This window comes from Chryseobacterium sp. HNCC26DJ241 (assembly GCF_057180505.1).
Genome location: NZ_JBXUGL010000001.1, coordinates 386434 through 400536, shown reverse-complemented (window position 1 = coordinate 400536; position 14103 = coordinate 386434). Strand labels below are relative to the sequence as shown.

Below are 14103 nucleotides of genomic sequence, written 5' to 3'. Positions count from 1 at the left end.
AAAAAAGGTTGTTTTTCAACATAAAAACCAAATTTTTTCTATTAAGATTTGAGAAAAAGAAGTGAAAATTCTCGTCATTTTCTTGACAGGCTGAAAAAAATGAGTAAAATTTCTATAAGTAAGCTGTTTTTATATGTATTACCCTCCAATGTCCAAAACTCCCGAAAGTCATCTCCAACTGGATAAAGAAATTAAACAATGTGCAATTACCCAACCTTATGAAGCCCTGCAAAGTAATTTTGCAAAAAAGCTGGTGGATCATCTTCTACCGCAAAGCAAATTTAAAGAGGAGCATATCAAAGGAATTGCCCAAAAACTAGAAGATGAAACCGAAACACTTACCCCAGAAGAAGGAAAAGACTTTCTCGAATTTATGCAGGAAAATAAAGATTTTTTTGATGGGCTAATCAAAAGATACCAATGAAAATTTCCGGCACGAGTTCAGTTTGATTCAAATCCGAAAATGATGGAGGCTAAACAAGAAGACCATATTTTGTACAAAAATGGTAAATTCATCTCTTTGGACAAGCTGAAGAACTATATAAAATCACGCATCAAAGGAGAGCAAGAGGAATGGCGTAGTGAAGGTTTTTTTCAATTGCTTGAGGAAAGAGGACTACCACATTTTGATTTAGGTAACAAATCCAGCTATGAAATGTATATGAAATATTTAGGAATCAATTACAGTAATAGAATTAATAAACAAGGAGTTACCATTCATAACCTAAATGGGATGGCATTTTGCTCGTTGGAAGCATCTGGAGAATCCTATATGCTCAATGACCTAAAAAATGATTTGAGAGATTACAGCAAAGAAAAATTATTTACCAATCTGAAAAAAAATAAAAACTATACCGCACTTTTGAAAAAGGCAGATGCGAAGTCTTTTGAAAACATTGAAGAAAGCAACGAATTTCATTTCAGGCTCATGCAGGCGGTTGCAGACCAATTGTGATATGAAGAAGATTACATATTTGAGCGTTTTTTGGACAATCCCAAGAATGAAGAAAAGATTAATTTAATTATGACAGTTCTTCATGCTTTGACAGGGGCAAACTTATCGATTCCGTATAAGATTGATGAAAAAGGAATTGTTTCTATTGTTAGATATGATAGTGAAAACAAAGCTTCGATCTTGCATTCTAATGGAGATAAAGAAGATGAAATTCCCTTATCATTTTTGCTGAAAGTGGATTCTTCGCTTGGTAAAACAAAAAATAAACAATCATAGAAGCATATTTTTGACGTCATTATAGAAAAATATCAATCATGTAAGGAGTTTTAATGCTCCTTTTTTTAAAGACGCAATATTTGGTATATTTATACCCACGTAATACTTAAACCCTTATGCAAAAGACATTTGAAGAACTTGAGGAACTTGTTAAGAGTATTTCTCCCGATAAAGTAAATGAAGTCGCCCATTTTATGGAAAATAAACTGGCACGATTAAAAAATTGTTATGGAGAGTCTCAAAAGTATTTTCAGACCAAAATCAATGACAAAATTAAGTATGCGCCTTTAAAAAAATTTTTAGAGGGTAAAAAAGGTTCTAAAAATGTAGGGTATAGTATAAAAACAATTCAGGGACACCTCAAAAAAGGGATTCCTTCAAAATATCCTCGACAACCTATTGAACTTTACAGCTTTTATTTCGGAGGCTATAAGGAACTCTTCAATGTTTTTCCTGTAAAGTTTTTAAGAAAAATGCTTGATGATGACAAAACTTTCCTAAAGGAGATTCTCTCTTCAAGAAAGGAAGATTTGGAAGAACCTGTTGAATTTCAAGATAATGAAGTGTCTCATAAAAAGCTCAACGTTATTCCTACTATAGATTCGGAAGAATCTGTGTTAAGAATGGATGTTCTTGAAGACGTTTTTTCTCTTTTTGAAAATAGCAGAAAAGTGAATATTACAGGAATTTCAGGTATTGGAAAGACATTTTTAGCCAAACACTTTTCGCAACACTACGCTGAGCAATTTACCAATATGGTCTGGCTCAATTGTGCAGAAGGTTTTCCAAAGGCTTTTTCTCAGGAAAAAGGGATAGGGCTTCTTGGAGGTTTGGGACTTGCCAAGGAATATGATTCTTATTTGAAAAATGAAAAAGGATTGATGAATTTAGTCATTGGGAATTTGGCAAAAATTGAAGGAAACAACCTTTTGGTTTTAGATAATTTAGACGACAGCATCTCCAGCTACAAAGACGAATTGGCGCTTCTCAGTAAAAACTGGAATATTCTAGGGACTTCGCAACAGCATTTAAAAGGTTTTGAAAATTATATTGCTCCCGATTTTAAAAGGGAATCATTGGATTTATTTTACACTTTTTATACGGTTGAAAAAGATGATGACAATGTAATCCGACTGCTTTCGGCTATAGAGTATCATACTTTAGTCATTGAATTATTGGCAAAAACCGCTAATGAAAGAGGTCTCAGCATTATAGCGCTAGTTAATCGGTTTATTAAAAAAGGGATCAATGTCGTGGAGCAGGTTGAAATAGAGGCAGAGCATGGCGTTGAAAGAAAAAAGACTACTATTGAAAATATCGAAGAATATCTCAATATTATCTTCGATACCTCTTCATTAAAAGAAGAGCAATGCAAAATACTCCTGAATATAGCATTGTTGCAAGAAGACTCTATTCCTTTGGATTTATTTGAGGAAGTTTACTTGAATAATACTTCTGAAGAAGAAATTTTAGATGCATTTGATTATAACCTCAAAGTTCTTGTAAAAAAAGGTTGGGTTAAAGTTGAAAATCAAAGAATGCGACTTCAAAGTTTAGTAAAAAACATTATTCTTAAAAGGTTTTTGCATAGAAATGAGTTTTTTGATTCGACTGTAAAATATTTGAGAAAAGTTTTGGCAAGTAGTCCAGAAGAAGATTCCTTAGAATATATAGAATATGTGACATTAGCTGAGTCTCTACTGGAAAATATTACAGAAGAAACTGAAGATATAAAATACTTGAAACTAGAAACTTCTACATTTTATATTGAAATGGGGTTATATGAAAAAGCCCAAAAAAAGGAGATGATCTATTATTTGAATCAATTAAAAAAAACAGAAAATATATCAGATAACGCGATTGAAATAATAGCAAACTTACATACTTTATCAAGTATTTCTATTTCTCAAAGTAAGTATGAAGATTCTTTACAATATAGTCAGGAGTTGTATTCTTTATTTGATGATCATACAAAAGAAAAGCTATACACCTCTTTGATAGATTCCTTGAATTTCTTTTTCAATGAAAATAAAATTAATAATTTATTGGATTTTGAAAGTAAATTTAGCTTGACACCGAATACTCAAATAGTTGATGTGATATTATATGCACACTCTGAAGTTCTTATGCTTAAAGATGAGAATAAAGAGCTAACTGCAAAAATTAGAGATTTGGAAAGTGTAATTTTACGTAGGCAAGAAATCGTGAGTATTTTTGAAAAAAATATTTCCGAACAATTATTATCTTCTATTAAAGTATATAAAGGAGTTTTATTTCATAACATCGCCCTTTTATGTTACATCGGATTATACTATCTCGAATTAGGAGAATATGATAATGCAGAAGCATTATTCAAAAAAGCGTTAAAAATTCAAGAAAAAATATTTATTAATAAGAATCATCATTATTTTTCTCATCTATACTGTCAACTTGCAGCAGTTCATCTGAAACGTGAAAATCTGGAAGAAGCGAAACATCTTTTACAAAAAAGCAAAGAAATTTGTAGTAAACTCCCTTCAAATCATTCATCAGTTAGTTTATATATACAATGTGCTACTATCTTTGAAGAATTAGTACATAAAAAAATTATGGCTGAAAATTTAGAAAAGATTATCAAGTCAAGATTTAACATTTTGGATGAGGGAAATCAAGATCCCGAATATTATAATGAACTATCTTCTATATATTTTGAGCATGAAGCCTATGAAAAGGCTAATCAATATACCACGAAGGAAATTGATATTTTATTAGGTAGAGATAATGTGGATTGTCATATTGTAGTCAATCTTTATATAAAATCTGGGATGTGCTACCTTCATTTAGATGATTTTGATGGAGGATTAGAATCATATAACAAAGCTTTGGCTTTGTATAAGGAAGAAGAAGTCTATAATCCAGAAATAGAGAGCATCCTTTCTAATTTTTATGAAACAATAACAGGATGTGCCTTTAATATTAATAATATTCCCATAATTAGTAGTTTAATTAATGTAGAATTAAATGTATTAGAAAAAAAATACATAGATATTGTTTCCGAGACTTCTTCTAAAGATAATCTCTTGATAATAATAAAAAGAATATTTTCTTTTTTATTTGAGTTGTCCGAATTACAAGAAACATTAGAAGGAATTGAAACTACTGAAAGAAAAATGGAGGAGTTTTTAGAAAGTTATAATTCTTTAGTGGATAGCATGATAATAGAGTCTACAGCTACTGAATATTATATTTCCACAAGCAGAATACAATACACTATTTTAGATGAATATTATCACACTGTGATGTCTTTATTTCTTAAGTATGAAAAATGGGAAGTTGTTATCCAATATTTTCATAAGAGACTGTTTCTCAATCAAAAATATTCTGAAGATCCCAAAACTATAGGAGCTATTTATTATGATATCAGTTGTTGTCATTTCAATTTAAAACAATATGAATTAGCTTTGGAGACTCTTCATAAAGTTTTACAAATCTATGGTAATGCTTCTGAGGACAGAAATAATAGTCCAGATACAAAAGAGCAGATAAAAATGCTTTTTAAAAATGCTTTTGCCTTGGAAAAAATGATAAAAGAAGAACTGGAAAAATTCAAAAAATGATTCACAATAAAGATTAATGATAAAAAAATACTTGAAGAAATTTGAAGGCTTTAAGTTGCAAATTTCAGAAAATAAAATCAACAACTACCTTAAACAGCTCATTGCAGATGATTTTGTTCCTCATAATTATACCGTTTTTACAACACCTGAAGAGATAAATAGTTGGGGAAAAGAGTATGTTGATTATTTCAATGAAAAGGAGAAAGAATATAACGAGTCGATATTTTATGAATCTTCGCATAACAGAGAAATTTCTTACTCGCACCCTGTATTCAATTGGTATAGTGGATATTATTATATACCGATCAATAAATATTTACGAGGCTTTTCATCTGATGAAGAAAATAAAAGGATTGAAATAATCACTAATGAGATCAATAAATTTGCCCTAAAACAAGATGTTGTTTGTGTTAGAAGAGTCAGCAACATATTTTTTGAAAACTATCTTTTGAAGAACAAAAAACCAAAAACGGGGGTTGTATTTTCTGATAGTGCCTTTGTGAGTACATCGTTGGATTTTTTTTACAGAAAAGATAATGAAAGTAATCATCGACCTCTCAAGAATGAAACGTTATTAGTTTTGAAATTAAAAAAAGGGATTAATGCGATGTATTTAGAACCAATTAGCAAAAGAGAAGAATACGAATTGCTCCTAAAAAATGAAATTGAATTTGTTGTCGAGAAAACCAAAACTATTTTTGGAAACAGAGTTGTGGTGGCAAGAAGTTTATCAAAGTAACTTGAGGTTTTTTCTTATCCGTTTCACACTTGCGTTTTTTTATAAAACCCCTTGCAATTTTTAAAATTTCAGATATACACACCCATACAAACGATTGAGATTTTCACTAACTTTGTACAAACCAATCACATGAACGAAAAAAAAGCACTTGAAAAATTACAGTCGATGGCAGAAGATTCCAAAGACAGCCTCAAAAAATTTTTGGCAAAGGAAATCCTGACCTATGATGAACCATTGGATTTCTTTGCTTTGGCGAAGAAATTCGGAATGGAGACGATTTACCATTACGATTACGAGGATTTAAGCGAGCAGGAGATAGAAGAATTTTATAACACTTATTCTAAAGAAATACTGCAAATTCAACAGGAAAACCAAGTTGAGCTTCAAACCGACAGAGACCGCTCTTGGTTTGCTTTAGAAAAAACCGCCGAAAAAATCAGTAAAGATTTGGACTTGGAGCGGTAAAATTTTCGGCATCAAACAATAAAAGTATCTTGTTTTTCGGATTTTTTTTATCAAATAGCCGTTAAAGCTCTCCTTTCTTTTAAAACAGGTTTACAAGTTCTCCATCAAACCACTGCCAATCTTCAAAAACATTCTCTCTGACTTCCCCGATAGTTTTGAAGAGAAAATGACGTTTTGCTTCCGAAAAACGTGCGTCTTCATTTAATCTTTTCATCACATTAAGTTTTCCGTTTTCCGTTTCAAATACGCATAAAACACGAGAACCATAATGTAAACCAAACATTTTACTCGGTTGTCCCACCGATAAGGCTTTCAGATGTTGCAGAAGTGACTTGTGGACTCTGTTGGTGTCGTTTCCATTAAAAACTTCTATAGCATAAAGTTCTTTTCTTGCTAAAGTTTGAATCATACACAAAGCATCAGCAATCAGAAGCTCATTCCTTGAAATGGTAATGGTAGATTCTGCTTTGTACCCTCTTTTCTTTGCCGAAGTACCTTTATCAAAATAGGCTAAAAAAAAGAGTAGTCCTCAATTATTTTGGGAAGACTGCTCTTGTAGTGCGATATGGACATCTACGGTAGAGATTCTGTGAAGATAATCCTGTTGAAACAAAACTCCTTTTCCTTTTGGGAATCTTACCGGATTATCAAAATCAAGACGTTCTTTGATGAGATTGGCTCCATAAAAGGTCAAATGATGGACGCTCTCCAATCTTCAAAATCTAGGATGAGTGCCAAACGTAACCGAACCAATCAGTGACTTGCTCCAACTTCTGAGTTCAGAAATCTGCTTGTTCAAGTTGGCTCTGTCAGTCATTATTCCCAAACGAAGCATTTGTCACGAGGTTAAAAATTTATACTTCGCCAATTGAGTAAGGATTTTCTCTTGGGTTGGGGAAATGGTTCTGAAAAAAAGTCTTTTGGTAATCATAGTTTCTTGGGGTAAAAAAAATAAAGAGACGAAAATCCGTCTTGTATTTTTATAGCAAGAACCGATTATAATTTAAACTCAGGTTTACAATTATTTGTGGACACTCTTTTGTTTTGATATCAGTTGGGGCTCTTGCTTGCATTATTCTCGTCAGAAACGAGATTTTTAGTTAAAAAATCATCAGTTACATTTTCCTTATCGTTAGTCTGTTTCGTTTGGTATGAGTCAGAAGATATTGTTCTGTAGAGTGTTGAATCATCCAATATTTTCTTTTTCATTACTTTTAATTCCCTATAGTTCATCGAATATTTTTCCTTGCCCTGAGCTTGTCGAAGGGTTGATTTTTTAATCAGAAAATCCGGACTTCTCATCCTTTTGGCGGGATAATGATCGTATTTGAGATAAAACCAAAACGGGAAAAGACTTTGCAGTTGCTGTATGGGAACGCCCAAATCTCCAGCCTGTGCCTTGAGTGCTGAGATTCCATTGATTCACACCAATTTAACGGCAGTATTGTTCAGCACGGTTTCTTTTAACGATACTGGAAGTTGGTTCACGCTTTGGGTTCATACGATGAAATGGAGCTTAAATTTCCTCATTTCCGAAAACACCGTTTCCATACTTTCCGAGGCGAAGTTGTGGAACTCATCCACAAATACATAGGTAGGTTTTCTGGTATATTCGGGTTCATACGCTCTTTGCAGGGCAATACTCACGAGTGTAGCCGAGATAAATCTTCCGAGCACCTTACTCGTATCGTTTCCTAATTTTCCTTTGCTGAGATTAAAAATAATCACTTTTCACTGCTTCATCAGGCTTTTAAGGTTGAATTGGCTCTCTCCATTCATCATATGGTAGAAAGAGTAATTATTTTGCAAATGCTGTAATCTGGTATAGATTGCCAGTTTGGTGGGTGCATACTTTTTCTTAAGGAATGCGGTTTCAAAGAATTTTCTATATACCGAAAACGAAGATTGTTTCCCGAGTTCCACCCAATGTTCATTTTGGGTATCATCCATAAAGACTTGTAAATCCTGCAATCCGCATTCTCCTTGTTCCAATAATACTGAAAGACAGGGTTTTAGGATGGTTTCCATTTGGAGGGACAATCCTGCCTCTGAAATGAGTTCTGAAAAAGTCTTTGCGAATTGTTGAGAAAGTAAGTCAATCATTGTCGGATCAGCGACACGCTGTCGGAATGGGTTGATGCAGGGAATTTTTCCTTTCTCCCGATGTGGATCGATGTAGACAATGCGTTCAGGTTTAAGTTCGTTCAAACGAAATTTTAGAATTTCTTCCGCTAAATCTCCGTGAGGATCAAGTAAGATTAGGCTGTATTGTTGTTTTTTATGCGATTGGTATTCCAAAAAATAAAATAAGGATTTGAGAAAAACGGATTTTCACGAACCTGTTCTACCCGTGATAAGAAGGTGTCTTCTTAACGATTCCATTGGAATTGGCAGAACAGGTTTGGGGCTAAAAAATAAAATTTCAGGGACATTTTTACATGATGGTAGACTTTTTTAAGGTTCATCTTTCAATGTTGTTATAGAATAAAACGGAGGTGGTACATATCTTTTATTTTCAAAATTGCAAGTCCTTTTCAAAAACAGTCTAAAAATGTCAATATACTGCTCCGTACCGTTATAACTACCTTTATGACTACCTTTTTGGCTACCTCTAAAGAAGGCACGAAACACCCCATTATTACAAGGATATACGCTCGTTTTTGTTTGCAATAATACCATCATTTCTTCTATTTCTACATACTATTTTCTTTATCTCTAAAATAAAAAAGTGTAAAGTCAATATCAACCACATTCTCTTGCATCTGGAACAAAAATCCATAGAAGCACCATCGCCGGCAAAACCTACCAAATCATCAAAAACAAAAATGTAAATGCTAAAAGAAACAAGAACAAAGAAACAAGAACCAAGAGTCAAGAAAGAAGAATTAAAAAATCATTCAAGCTATGAAACTAAAAAAGAAGATCAAAAAAGAAATTAAGAAAGAGTTTATCGAAGACTTCAGAAATGAAGTTAAAAATGAATTTACTCAGGAAGTGAAAGACTATGTCAGAGATGAAATGACAGAAGGCTTCAAAGACGAGATTACTGATGAAATCAAAAACGACATTACCAACGACATCAAAAAAGAGGTGCTGGAAGAAATCAATAATGATTTTAAAGACAGCATCAAAGATGAACTCCGTGATGAACTTAAAAGTGAAATTAAAGAACTCAGGGAAGAACTCAAAGAAGACTTTCACGACATCCTGAAAGAAGAACTTAAAGAACTGCTTTCGGGAGAAAGTTTTACCATCAGGATGGTCATGTAAATGAATATTCTAATCAATGATTCATTAAAAAGACCATCAACCAACAACCATCAACCAACAACAATTATTACCCCCTTTAAAACCCTAAAACAAAATGGAAAACAAAAACGAAACGGGCAAAACGGTCAATTTAGACTTGACGACTATCGACAGCAACATCTTCGCCATCTTTGGAGCTTTCTCCAGACAGGCAAGACGTGAGAAGTGGACGCAACAGGAAATTGATGCCGTCCTCGAAGAAGCCAAAAGCCGAGACTACGATCATGCGATTGCTACCATCTGCGATTATTGTGACCCTGAAGACGATTCTAATTCAGAAAACGAAGAAGACTAATGGGAACAAGAAACTTAACCGTGGTGGTACAAAACCAAGAAGTGAAAGTCGCAAGCTATGGACAATTCGATGGATTCCCCGATTCATTGGGAATTAAGCTGTTAAAATTCTTTAGCAACCCTAAGAACACCGAAAACCTGAAAGAAATTCTACCCAAAGTACGCCTTTGGAATGAACAAGACCAAAAGCTACAGGATGAATTTCTGGAATCTATCGGTTTTACCAACGGAATACTCAACGACAAGCAAAAAGAACAATTCAAAATGAAGTATCCTTTCCGCTATCGTGAACGCTACGGAAGATTAAGAGAAGGACAAATCTTGGAAGTATTGCTGGAGTTGGGTCATCTTGATGAACTGACAACCACTGATGCTTATGATTTTGCTTCCGACAGCTTATTCTGCGAATGGGCGTATGTGATTGACTACGATAAAAATTCTTTTGAAGTGTACAAAGGTCTCAACACCTCTGGGATTTCAGAAGAAGACCGTTTCTTTCATCTCTATGATGGAGAAAACGATTATTATCCTGTCAAAATCATCGCTTCATTTCCTTTGGATCAACTTCCTGATGAAACCGAATTTTTACTTCAACTGGGGTAAAAAGTAGCAGGTTTCAGGTAGCGGTTTATTCTGCTACCTCGCATTCCTGTCTACGCAATGCCACCTAATATCTAATCCCTATAACCTAAATCCTACAACAATGAACAACAACAAAAACCGCCTTTTGGTGCAATGCTTTATGAAAATGCTACAGCAAAGAATAGAAAGAGACAAAGTGGAAACCCTAAGTCCTGTATTCGGAAGTATCTTAAGTAAAGAAGAACTTCAAAACATTTTGAAGTGGCTGTACTTAGATAAAGTGCCTGAACACTACAATTTGAAAACGATGGACAGTCAGGATTTATTGGAAGCCATCGGAGATGATATTCATATTCTGTCATATTCCATCGAAAAATGGAAAAAGGAATTGGAGAAGAAAATCACGCCACAGAAAGTCTACGAGGTACTTTGTCAACTCCAACTCGAAACCCATTACCTGATGACCAAAATTTTGGCGGATTGGGACGAGTACGACCACGGCAACTTCAAGGCACTTTGCCGAAAGGCGGGAACTCCAGAACCACTGTATGCCGTATTTGAATCTTCGGTAAACGAAGAAGACAAATATATTTCTGTTCCTCTTTCCAAATATTATGCAACCGAATGGGAAGCAGCGTCTAAAAAATCGCTTCTCATTTCGGAAGAACAGTTTGAGGAACATCAGCTCCAGATCCTAAGCCTGTAATCTTTTATTCTATTTAACTAAACAAAAAATAATGAAACAAAGCTTCTTAGAATTTTACGACCATTTGGACAAAGCCAGAGACAGGGCTTTATGGCTGGAGTTTGAGTACAGAAATATCCCCAAACATTTTATGGTGTTTGACGGGCCGGAAGATAATTATGCGGTTGCCGATTTACAGACGGCAGAAGAAATGGACATCCACAGTCATCATTATTCCCTTCCCGAAACTTATGAACACCTTTCGTATGAGGAACTGAAGGAAATATCCCGTGATACGCAGATGCTAGAACATTGGGAAGATTTGCTCGGCAAGTTTTCGGTAATGGAAGGAGAATTATTGCGTTTTGTCCTGCAATATAAAGTTCCGCTCGAAAAAATAATCCGCCACGAGTTGGCAAACCGTGGGTTTGACCAAGGTGGACAATGGATTGGTTTTGATGAAGCGGAAAAGTATTGGACGAAGGAATAATAAATTAAAATCGCAAAACTTAAACAAAATGGAAAATAAAAAAATTGTAAAACAAGTGCTGGTTCTTGACTGGAGAAAACACTGCGACTATTTGAAGGATTACAAGGAAGAACCTTTGGATTTTGAAGAGTTTGTCAATTTTGAACTCGGAAATCTCTTTGATGAAGAGCGAAAAATTGAACAGATTATTCCCAATGAGAATGCCACTCAGTTTGTCATCATTTATTCGATAAAGATATGAACAGGCTGAATCATTGTGTGTTTATCTGCATCCATTATGTTATCGTTCAGAAAACAAGGTATGCAGACATTGTGTATTTCCACCCTAAACCTTTTTACGGATCTCTGCAACAGGCAGAAGATACAAGGGAGCGTCTCATCGACAACGGAACGCTATCGGAAAAAAGTTCCTCTGTTCAAGGGGTTCACTTTATGGTGCTTTGCATGAATTAAAATAGGTAAAATAAAAAACAAAACAAAAAATCCAATCAATGGAAACAGAAAAACTACCCGAACTGGAAACCGTAGTCCTTGCAAAATGCAAAAGAGGCGATGGCAGTATCGAAGAGCATAAGATCAGAAGAATTGCATCCCAAGATACTGTGCTAGGATGGCACTGGTCACATGCGACCATTCATACTTGCTTTACACTGGAAGTTATTTCATGGGAAAACTTACCTGAATCAACTTTATTAATGAAAAGTATGAAAGCCACCAAAAGACTGATCGATGCTGTATGGACGGTTGAATATGAGAAAATATCTGAAAAGAAAGTAAAAATTATCAATTATTCAAGAACCGATCCTGAAGGCTATGAAAAAGAAAAACAATTGCCCCAATGTCATCTCGTAGAGACGGAAGGACGCATCGTCACCCACCTGTTGCTAAAGCCTTACAAAGCGTATGACGTATGGGTGAGTGAGAAGAATGCCACGGAAATCTACGAAGTAGAAAATCCGAAGTTTATATTCTCTTATGAACAAGAGAAATAGATTCGCAACAAAACTCAAAAACAAAATTAAAAACAAAAATCGAATGTCTAACAATTAAAATTTTAACCGTATGAAAGAAAACAAAGCCGAACCAACGGCACAAACCTCCCTGTTGAAAATATTTTCAACGGTGCTGAAAGACCGAAGTAAGTCGGAACAGCAGTTCCAGACCATTACTCCAGAAATGGTAAAGTTCTTTACCCGTAAGGAACTCATTGAAATTGTTACCCACAATTTTAATGGAAATGTATCGCAGTACAATCTTGTGGAAATGGAAAATGAAGAAATTTTGCTTCTTATAGGCGATGATTATAGGATTATTTCCTATGTCATGAGCCGATGGAGCAAAGAAGTTTCACAACTTCCCACGAAACAGGAATGGCTGGATGCCAAAATCAACTCGATCCGTGAACCTGCAATTTCTTCTGATTCACAGGTGTTTGCCGAAGGAATTGCTCAGGAAAACCTGAATACTTCTATGGAATCAGGTACTGTGGAAAATGAGGAAGTGAATGGATCAGTATCTGAAAAACCAATAACGGATACAACGGCAACACAGCAATCTGTGGAAACCGAAGGGAATAGAAATCCTGAAGGTTCGGAATCTCCGAAGTCTTCGGATAAGCAGTTACCTGAAAAGAAAACGGAAGAAAAACCATCTTCCAAAAGACCCGAAAAGGCGAAGAATTAAAGAGATTCTCTGATTTTAAACCTTTTTCAACCATTTAATGGCTTGTTTTCTACGAGCCATTTTCATTCGAAAAGTGAGATTCTTACATATTTTTATCTTATAATTGCCTTAAAACAAAATGACAAAAGCCAATGAAAACAATCAGAAGAAATCAAAAATTCTGCTGAAAACACCTATCTCCTATTACGGCGGAAAGCAAAATATGCTGAAACACATCCTTCCATTAGTTCCCGAACATAAAATTTACATAGAGCCTTACTTTGGCGGGGGATCATTGTACCGAGCGAAAGAACCAGCCAAATGTGAAGTGATCAACGATGTAAATATGAATCTGGTTAACTTCTATCAAGTCTTGAAAAATAATGGGAAGCAACTCGAAACGAAAATAAAAGATACGCTTCACAGCAGAGAAACCTACAAAAAAGCAATGCTGATTTACGATTGTCCACGACTCTTTGCAGATGATCCTGTAATTAGAGCTCGGGCAATGTACATAGTTACTAACCAAGGCTTCCTTCATCGTGTTTGATCACGAGGCTTCGACAAAGAAAAAAGATCTTCGCAAGTTTTCAAAAATAAAGTGGATTTATTTGGGACCAATCTCATTGATAGAATACGCTATACGCAGATCGAGCAAAATGAAGCCTACAAAGTGATTCAAAGCAGGGATTCAGAAAATGCGTTCATCTATTGTGACCCTCCCTACATCAACACCAACTGTGCTCATTATTCCAAAATGTATTCTGAAGATGACTTCAAGCGCGACTTGGAAGTTCTCGCTAACATTAAATGAAAATTTTTACTATCCAATTATCCTTGAGAAATCCTCAACGCCTACATCAAAAAATACAATCGGTATGTGAAAACGTTTGACAAACCTTTGTCGGCAAGTCACAATAATAATGCAGGAAAATCAAGAAGGAAAACAGAAGTATTGGTGGCGAATTATCCGATATAAATTATAGCAATATATCAATGTAACAGTTTACCTATGGAGAGAATATGTTAATTTTCAATCATTCAATCTCT

21 protein-coding genes and 1 pseudogene are annotated in these 14103 nt (G+C 34.6%); 18 read left to right on the top strand and 4 right to left on the bottom strand.

The features are described 5' to 3' along the window. Positions 1–148: 148 nt before the first annotated feature. From AC2A1C_RS01820 to AC2A1C_RS01795, 6 genes are all read left to right on the top strand, one after another. Positions 149–424, top strand: coding sequence for a hypothetical protein (locus AC2A1C_RS01820; RefSeq protein WP_484022897.1), 276 nt, complete (start codon positions 149–151; stop codon positions 422–424). Positions 425–466: 42 nt separating this feature from the next. Then, positions 467–955 (top strand): hypothetical protein, encoded by a 489-nt coding sequence (locus tag AC2A1C_RS01815; RefSeq protein ID WP_484022895.1) that lies wholly within the window; start codon positions 467–469, stop codon positions 953–955. Between the two features lie 69 nt (positions 956–1024). Further along, the gene (locus AC2A1C_RS01810) at positions 1025–1231 is read left to right on the top strand and encodes a hypothetical protein (RefSeq protein WP_484022893.1); all 207 of its coding nucleotides are present in this window, start codon (positions 1025–1027) and stop codon (positions 1229–1231) included. A 116-nt stretch (positions 1232–1347) separates the two neighbouring features. Then, entirely contained in the window at positions 1348–4827 is a 3480-nt protein-coding gene (locus AC2A1C_RS01805; RefSeq protein WP_484022891.1) for a tetratricopeptide repeat protein, read from the top strand. 16 nt (positions 4828–4843) lie between these two features. Continuing rightward, positions 4844–5566, top strand: a complete 723-nt coding sequence (locus tag AC2A1C_RS01800; protein WP_484022889.1) for an ADP-ribosyltransferase — start codon at positions 4844–4846, stop codon at positions 5564–5566. A gap of 129 nt (positions 5567–5695) precedes the next feature. Then, entirely contained in the window at positions 5696–6031 is a 336-nt protein-coding gene (locus AC2A1C_RS01795; protein WP_484022887.1) for a hypothetical protein, read from the top strand. A gap of 79 nt (positions 6032–6110) precedes the next feature. On the opposite strand, the gene AC2A1C_RS01790 is transcribed toward AC2A1C_RS01795, so the two are convergent. The 3 genes from AC2A1C_RS01790 to AC2A1C_RS01780 all read right to left on the bottom strand — a co-directional run bounded on the left by AC2A1C_RS01790 (position 6111) and on the right by AC2A1C_RS01780 (position 7414). Next, positions 6111–6440, bottom strand: coding sequence for a hypothetical protein (locus AC2A1C_RS01790; protein ID WP_484022885.1), 330 nt, complete (start codon positions 6438–6440; stop codon positions 6111–6113). 120 nt (positions 6441–6560) lie between these two features. Then, the gene (locus AC2A1C_RS01785) at positions 6561–6743 is read right to left on the bottom strand and encodes a hypothetical protein (protein ID WP_484022883.1); all 183 of its coding nucleotides are present in this window, start codon (positions 6741–6743) and stop codon (positions 6561–6563) included. Positions 6744–7081: 338 nt separating this feature from the next. Further along, complete coding sequence (locus AC2A1C_RS01780; protein WP_484022881.1) at positions 7082–7414, bottom strand: hypothetical protein; 333 nt, start codon at positions 7412–7414, stop codon at positions 7082–7084. Between AC2A1C_RS01780 and AC2A1C_RS01775 the strand changes: the two genes are divergently transcribed. Further along, complete coding sequence (locus tag AC2A1C_RS01775) at positions 7401–7625, top strand: hypothetical protein (RefSeq protein WP_484022879.1); 225 nt, start codon at positions 7401–7403, stop codon at positions 7623–7625. The two genes, AC2A1C_RS01780 and AC2A1C_RS01775, sit on opposite strands and share 14 nt — an antisense overlap. Positions 7626–7762: 137 nt before the next feature. Here AC2A1C_RS01775 and AC2A1C_RS01770 read toward each other — a convergent pair whose 3' ends face one another. Next, positions 7763–8329 (bottom strand): type IV secretory system conjugative DNA transfer family protein, encoded by a 567-nt coding sequence (locus AC2A1C_RS01770; protein ID WP_484022878.1) that lies wholly within the window; start codon positions 8327–8329, stop codon positions 7763–7765. A 606-nt stretch (positions 8330–8935) separates the two neighbouring features. On the opposite strand from AC2A1C_RS01770, the gene AC2A1C_RS01765 reads away from it, so the two are divergent. From AC2A1C_RS01765 to AC2A1C_RS01715, 11 genes and pseudogenes are all read left to right on the top strand, one after another. After that, a complete protein-coding gene (locus AC2A1C_RS01765; protein WP_484022876.1) occupies positions 8936–9301 on the top strand; it encodes a hypothetical protein in 366 nt (121 codons plus the stop codon). A 94-nt stretch (positions 9302–9395) separates the two neighbouring features. Next, the gene (locus AC2A1C_RS01760; protein WP_484022874.1) at positions 9396–9635 is read left to right on the top strand and encodes a hypothetical protein; all 240 of its coding nucleotides are present in this window, start codon (positions 9396–9398) and stop codon (positions 9633–9635) included. Then, positions 9635–10237, top strand: a complete 603-nt coding sequence (locus AC2A1C_RS01755) for a hypothetical protein (RefSeq protein WP_484022872.1) — start codon at positions 9635–9637, stop codon at positions 10235–10237. Before AC2A1C_RS01760 ends, AC2A1C_RS01755 begins: the two co-directional genes overlap by 1 nt. Positions 10238–10337: 100 nt before the next feature. Continuing rightward, positions 10338–10922, top strand: coding sequence for a hypothetical protein (locus AC2A1C_RS01750; protein ID WP_484022871.1), 585 nt, complete (start codon positions 10338–10340; stop codon positions 10920–10922). A 31-nt stretch (positions 10923–10953) separates the two neighbouring features. After that, positions 10954–11391, top strand: coding sequence for a hypothetical protein (locus AC2A1C_RS01745; protein WP_484022869.1), 438 nt, complete (start codon positions 10954–10956; stop codon positions 11389–11391). Between the two features lie 28 nt (positions 11392–11419). Further along, positions 11420–11632: a hypothetical protein gene (locus AC2A1C_RS01740; protein ID WP_484022867.1), complete on the top strand. Its 213-nt coding sequence runs from the start codon at positions 11420–11422 to the stop codon at positions 11630–11632. Further along, positions 11629–11844 (top strand): hypothetical protein, encoded by a 216-nt coding sequence (locus AC2A1C_RS01735; RefSeq protein WP_484022865.1) that lies wholly within the window; start codon positions 11629–11631, stop codon positions 11842–11844. The genes AC2A1C_RS01740 and AC2A1C_RS01735 overlap by 4 nt, the downstream gene beginning before the upstream one ends. Before the next feature lie 38 nt (positions 11845–11882). Next, the gene (locus tag AC2A1C_RS01730) at positions 11883–12383 is read left to right on the top strand and encodes a hypothetical protein (RefSeq protein ID WP_484022863.1); all 501 of its coding nucleotides are present in this window, start codon (positions 11883–11885) and stop codon (positions 12381–12383) included. 70 nt (positions 12384–12453) lie between these two features. Further along, positions 12454–13074 (top strand): hypothetical protein, encoded by a 621-nt coding sequence (locus tag AC2A1C_RS01725; RefSeq protein ID WP_484022861.1) that lies wholly within the window; start codon positions 12454–12456, stop codon positions 13072–13074. A gap of 118 nt (positions 13075–13192) precedes the next feature. Beyond that, on the top strand, positions 13193–13603 hold the full coding sequence (locus AC2A1C_RS01720) for a DNA adenine methylase (RefSeq protein WP_484022859.1): 411 nt from the start codon (positions 13193–13195) through the stop codon (positions 13601–13603). 27 nt (positions 13604–13630) lie between these two features. Next, positions 13631–13867 (top strand): annotated as a pseudogene (locus AC2A1C_RS01715) (DNA adenine methylase); the annotation flags it as partial. Positions 13868–14103: the final 236 nt, after the last annotated feature.

Coding starts and splice junctions, on each gene's coding strand:
- AC2A1C_RS01730 (WP_484022863.1), top strand. CDS start 11,883: ATGGAAACAGAAAAACTACCCGAACTGGAAACCGTAGTCCTTGCAAAA.
- AC2A1C_RS01750 (WP_484022871.1), top strand. CDS start 10,338: ATGAACAACAACAAAAACCGCCTTTTGGTGCAATGCTTTATGAAAATG.
- AC2A1C_RS01740 (WP_484022867.1), top strand. CDS start 11,420: ATGGAAAATAAAAAAATTGTAAAACAAGTGCTGGTTCTTGACTGGAGA.
- AC2A1C_RS01775 (WP_484022879.1), top strand. CDS start 7,401: ATGGGAACGCCCAAATCTCCAGCCTGTGCCTTGAGTGCTGAGATTCCA.
- AC2A1C_RS01735 (WP_484022865.1), top strand. CDS start 11,629: ATGAACAGGCTGAATCATTGTGTGTTTATCTGCATCCATTATGTTATC.
- AC2A1C_RS01800 (WP_484022889.1), top strand. CDS start 4,844: ATGATAAAAAAATACTTGAAGAAATTTGAAGGCTTTAAGTTGCAAATT.
- AC2A1C_RS01810 (WP_484022893.1), top strand. CDS start 1,025: ATGACAGTTCTTCATGCTTTGACAGGGGCAAACTTATCGATTCCGTAT.
- AC2A1C_RS01745 (WP_484022869.1), top strand. CDS start 10,954: ATGAAACAAAGCTTCTTAGAATTTTACGACCATTTGGACAAAGCCAGA.
- AC2A1C_RS01805 (WP_484022891.1), top strand. CDS start 1,348: ATGCAAAAGACATTTGAAGAACTTGAGGAACTTGTTAAGAGTATTTCT.
- AC2A1C_RS01765 (WP_484022876.1), top strand. CDS start 8,936: ATGAAACTAAAAAAGAAGATCAAAAAAGAAATTAAGAAAGAGTTTATC.
- AC2A1C_RS01820 (WP_484022897.1), top strand. CDS start 149: ATGTCCAAAACTCCCGAAAGTCATCTCCAACTGGATAAAGAAATTAAA.
- AC2A1C_RS01790 (WP_484022885.1), bottom strand. CDS start 6,440: ATGATTCAAACTTTAGCAAGAAAAGAACTTTATGCTATAGAAGTTTTT.
- AC2A1C_RS01755 (WP_484022872.1), top strand. CDS start 9,635: ATGGGAACAAGAAACTTAACCGTGGTGGTACAAAACCAAGAAGTGAAA.
- AC2A1C_RS01725 (WP_484022861.1), top strand. CDS start 12,454: ATGAAAGAAAACAAAGCCGAACCAACGGCACAAACCTCCCTGTTGAAA.
- AC2A1C_RS01795 (WP_484022887.1), top strand. CDS start 5,696: ATGAACGAAAAAAAAGCACTTGAAAAATTACAGTCGATGGCAGAAGAT.
- AC2A1C_RS01815 (WP_484022895.1), top strand. CDS start 467: ATGGAGGCTAAACAAGAAGACCATATTTTGTACAAAAATGGTAAATTC.
- AC2A1C_RS01720 (WP_484022859.1), top strand. CDS start 13,193: ATGACAAAAGCCAATGAAAACAATCAGAAGAAATCAAAAATTCTGCTG.
- AC2A1C_RS01760 (WP_484022874.1), top strand. CDS start 9,396: ATGGAAAACAAAAACGAAACGGGCAAAACGGTCAATTTAGACTTGACG.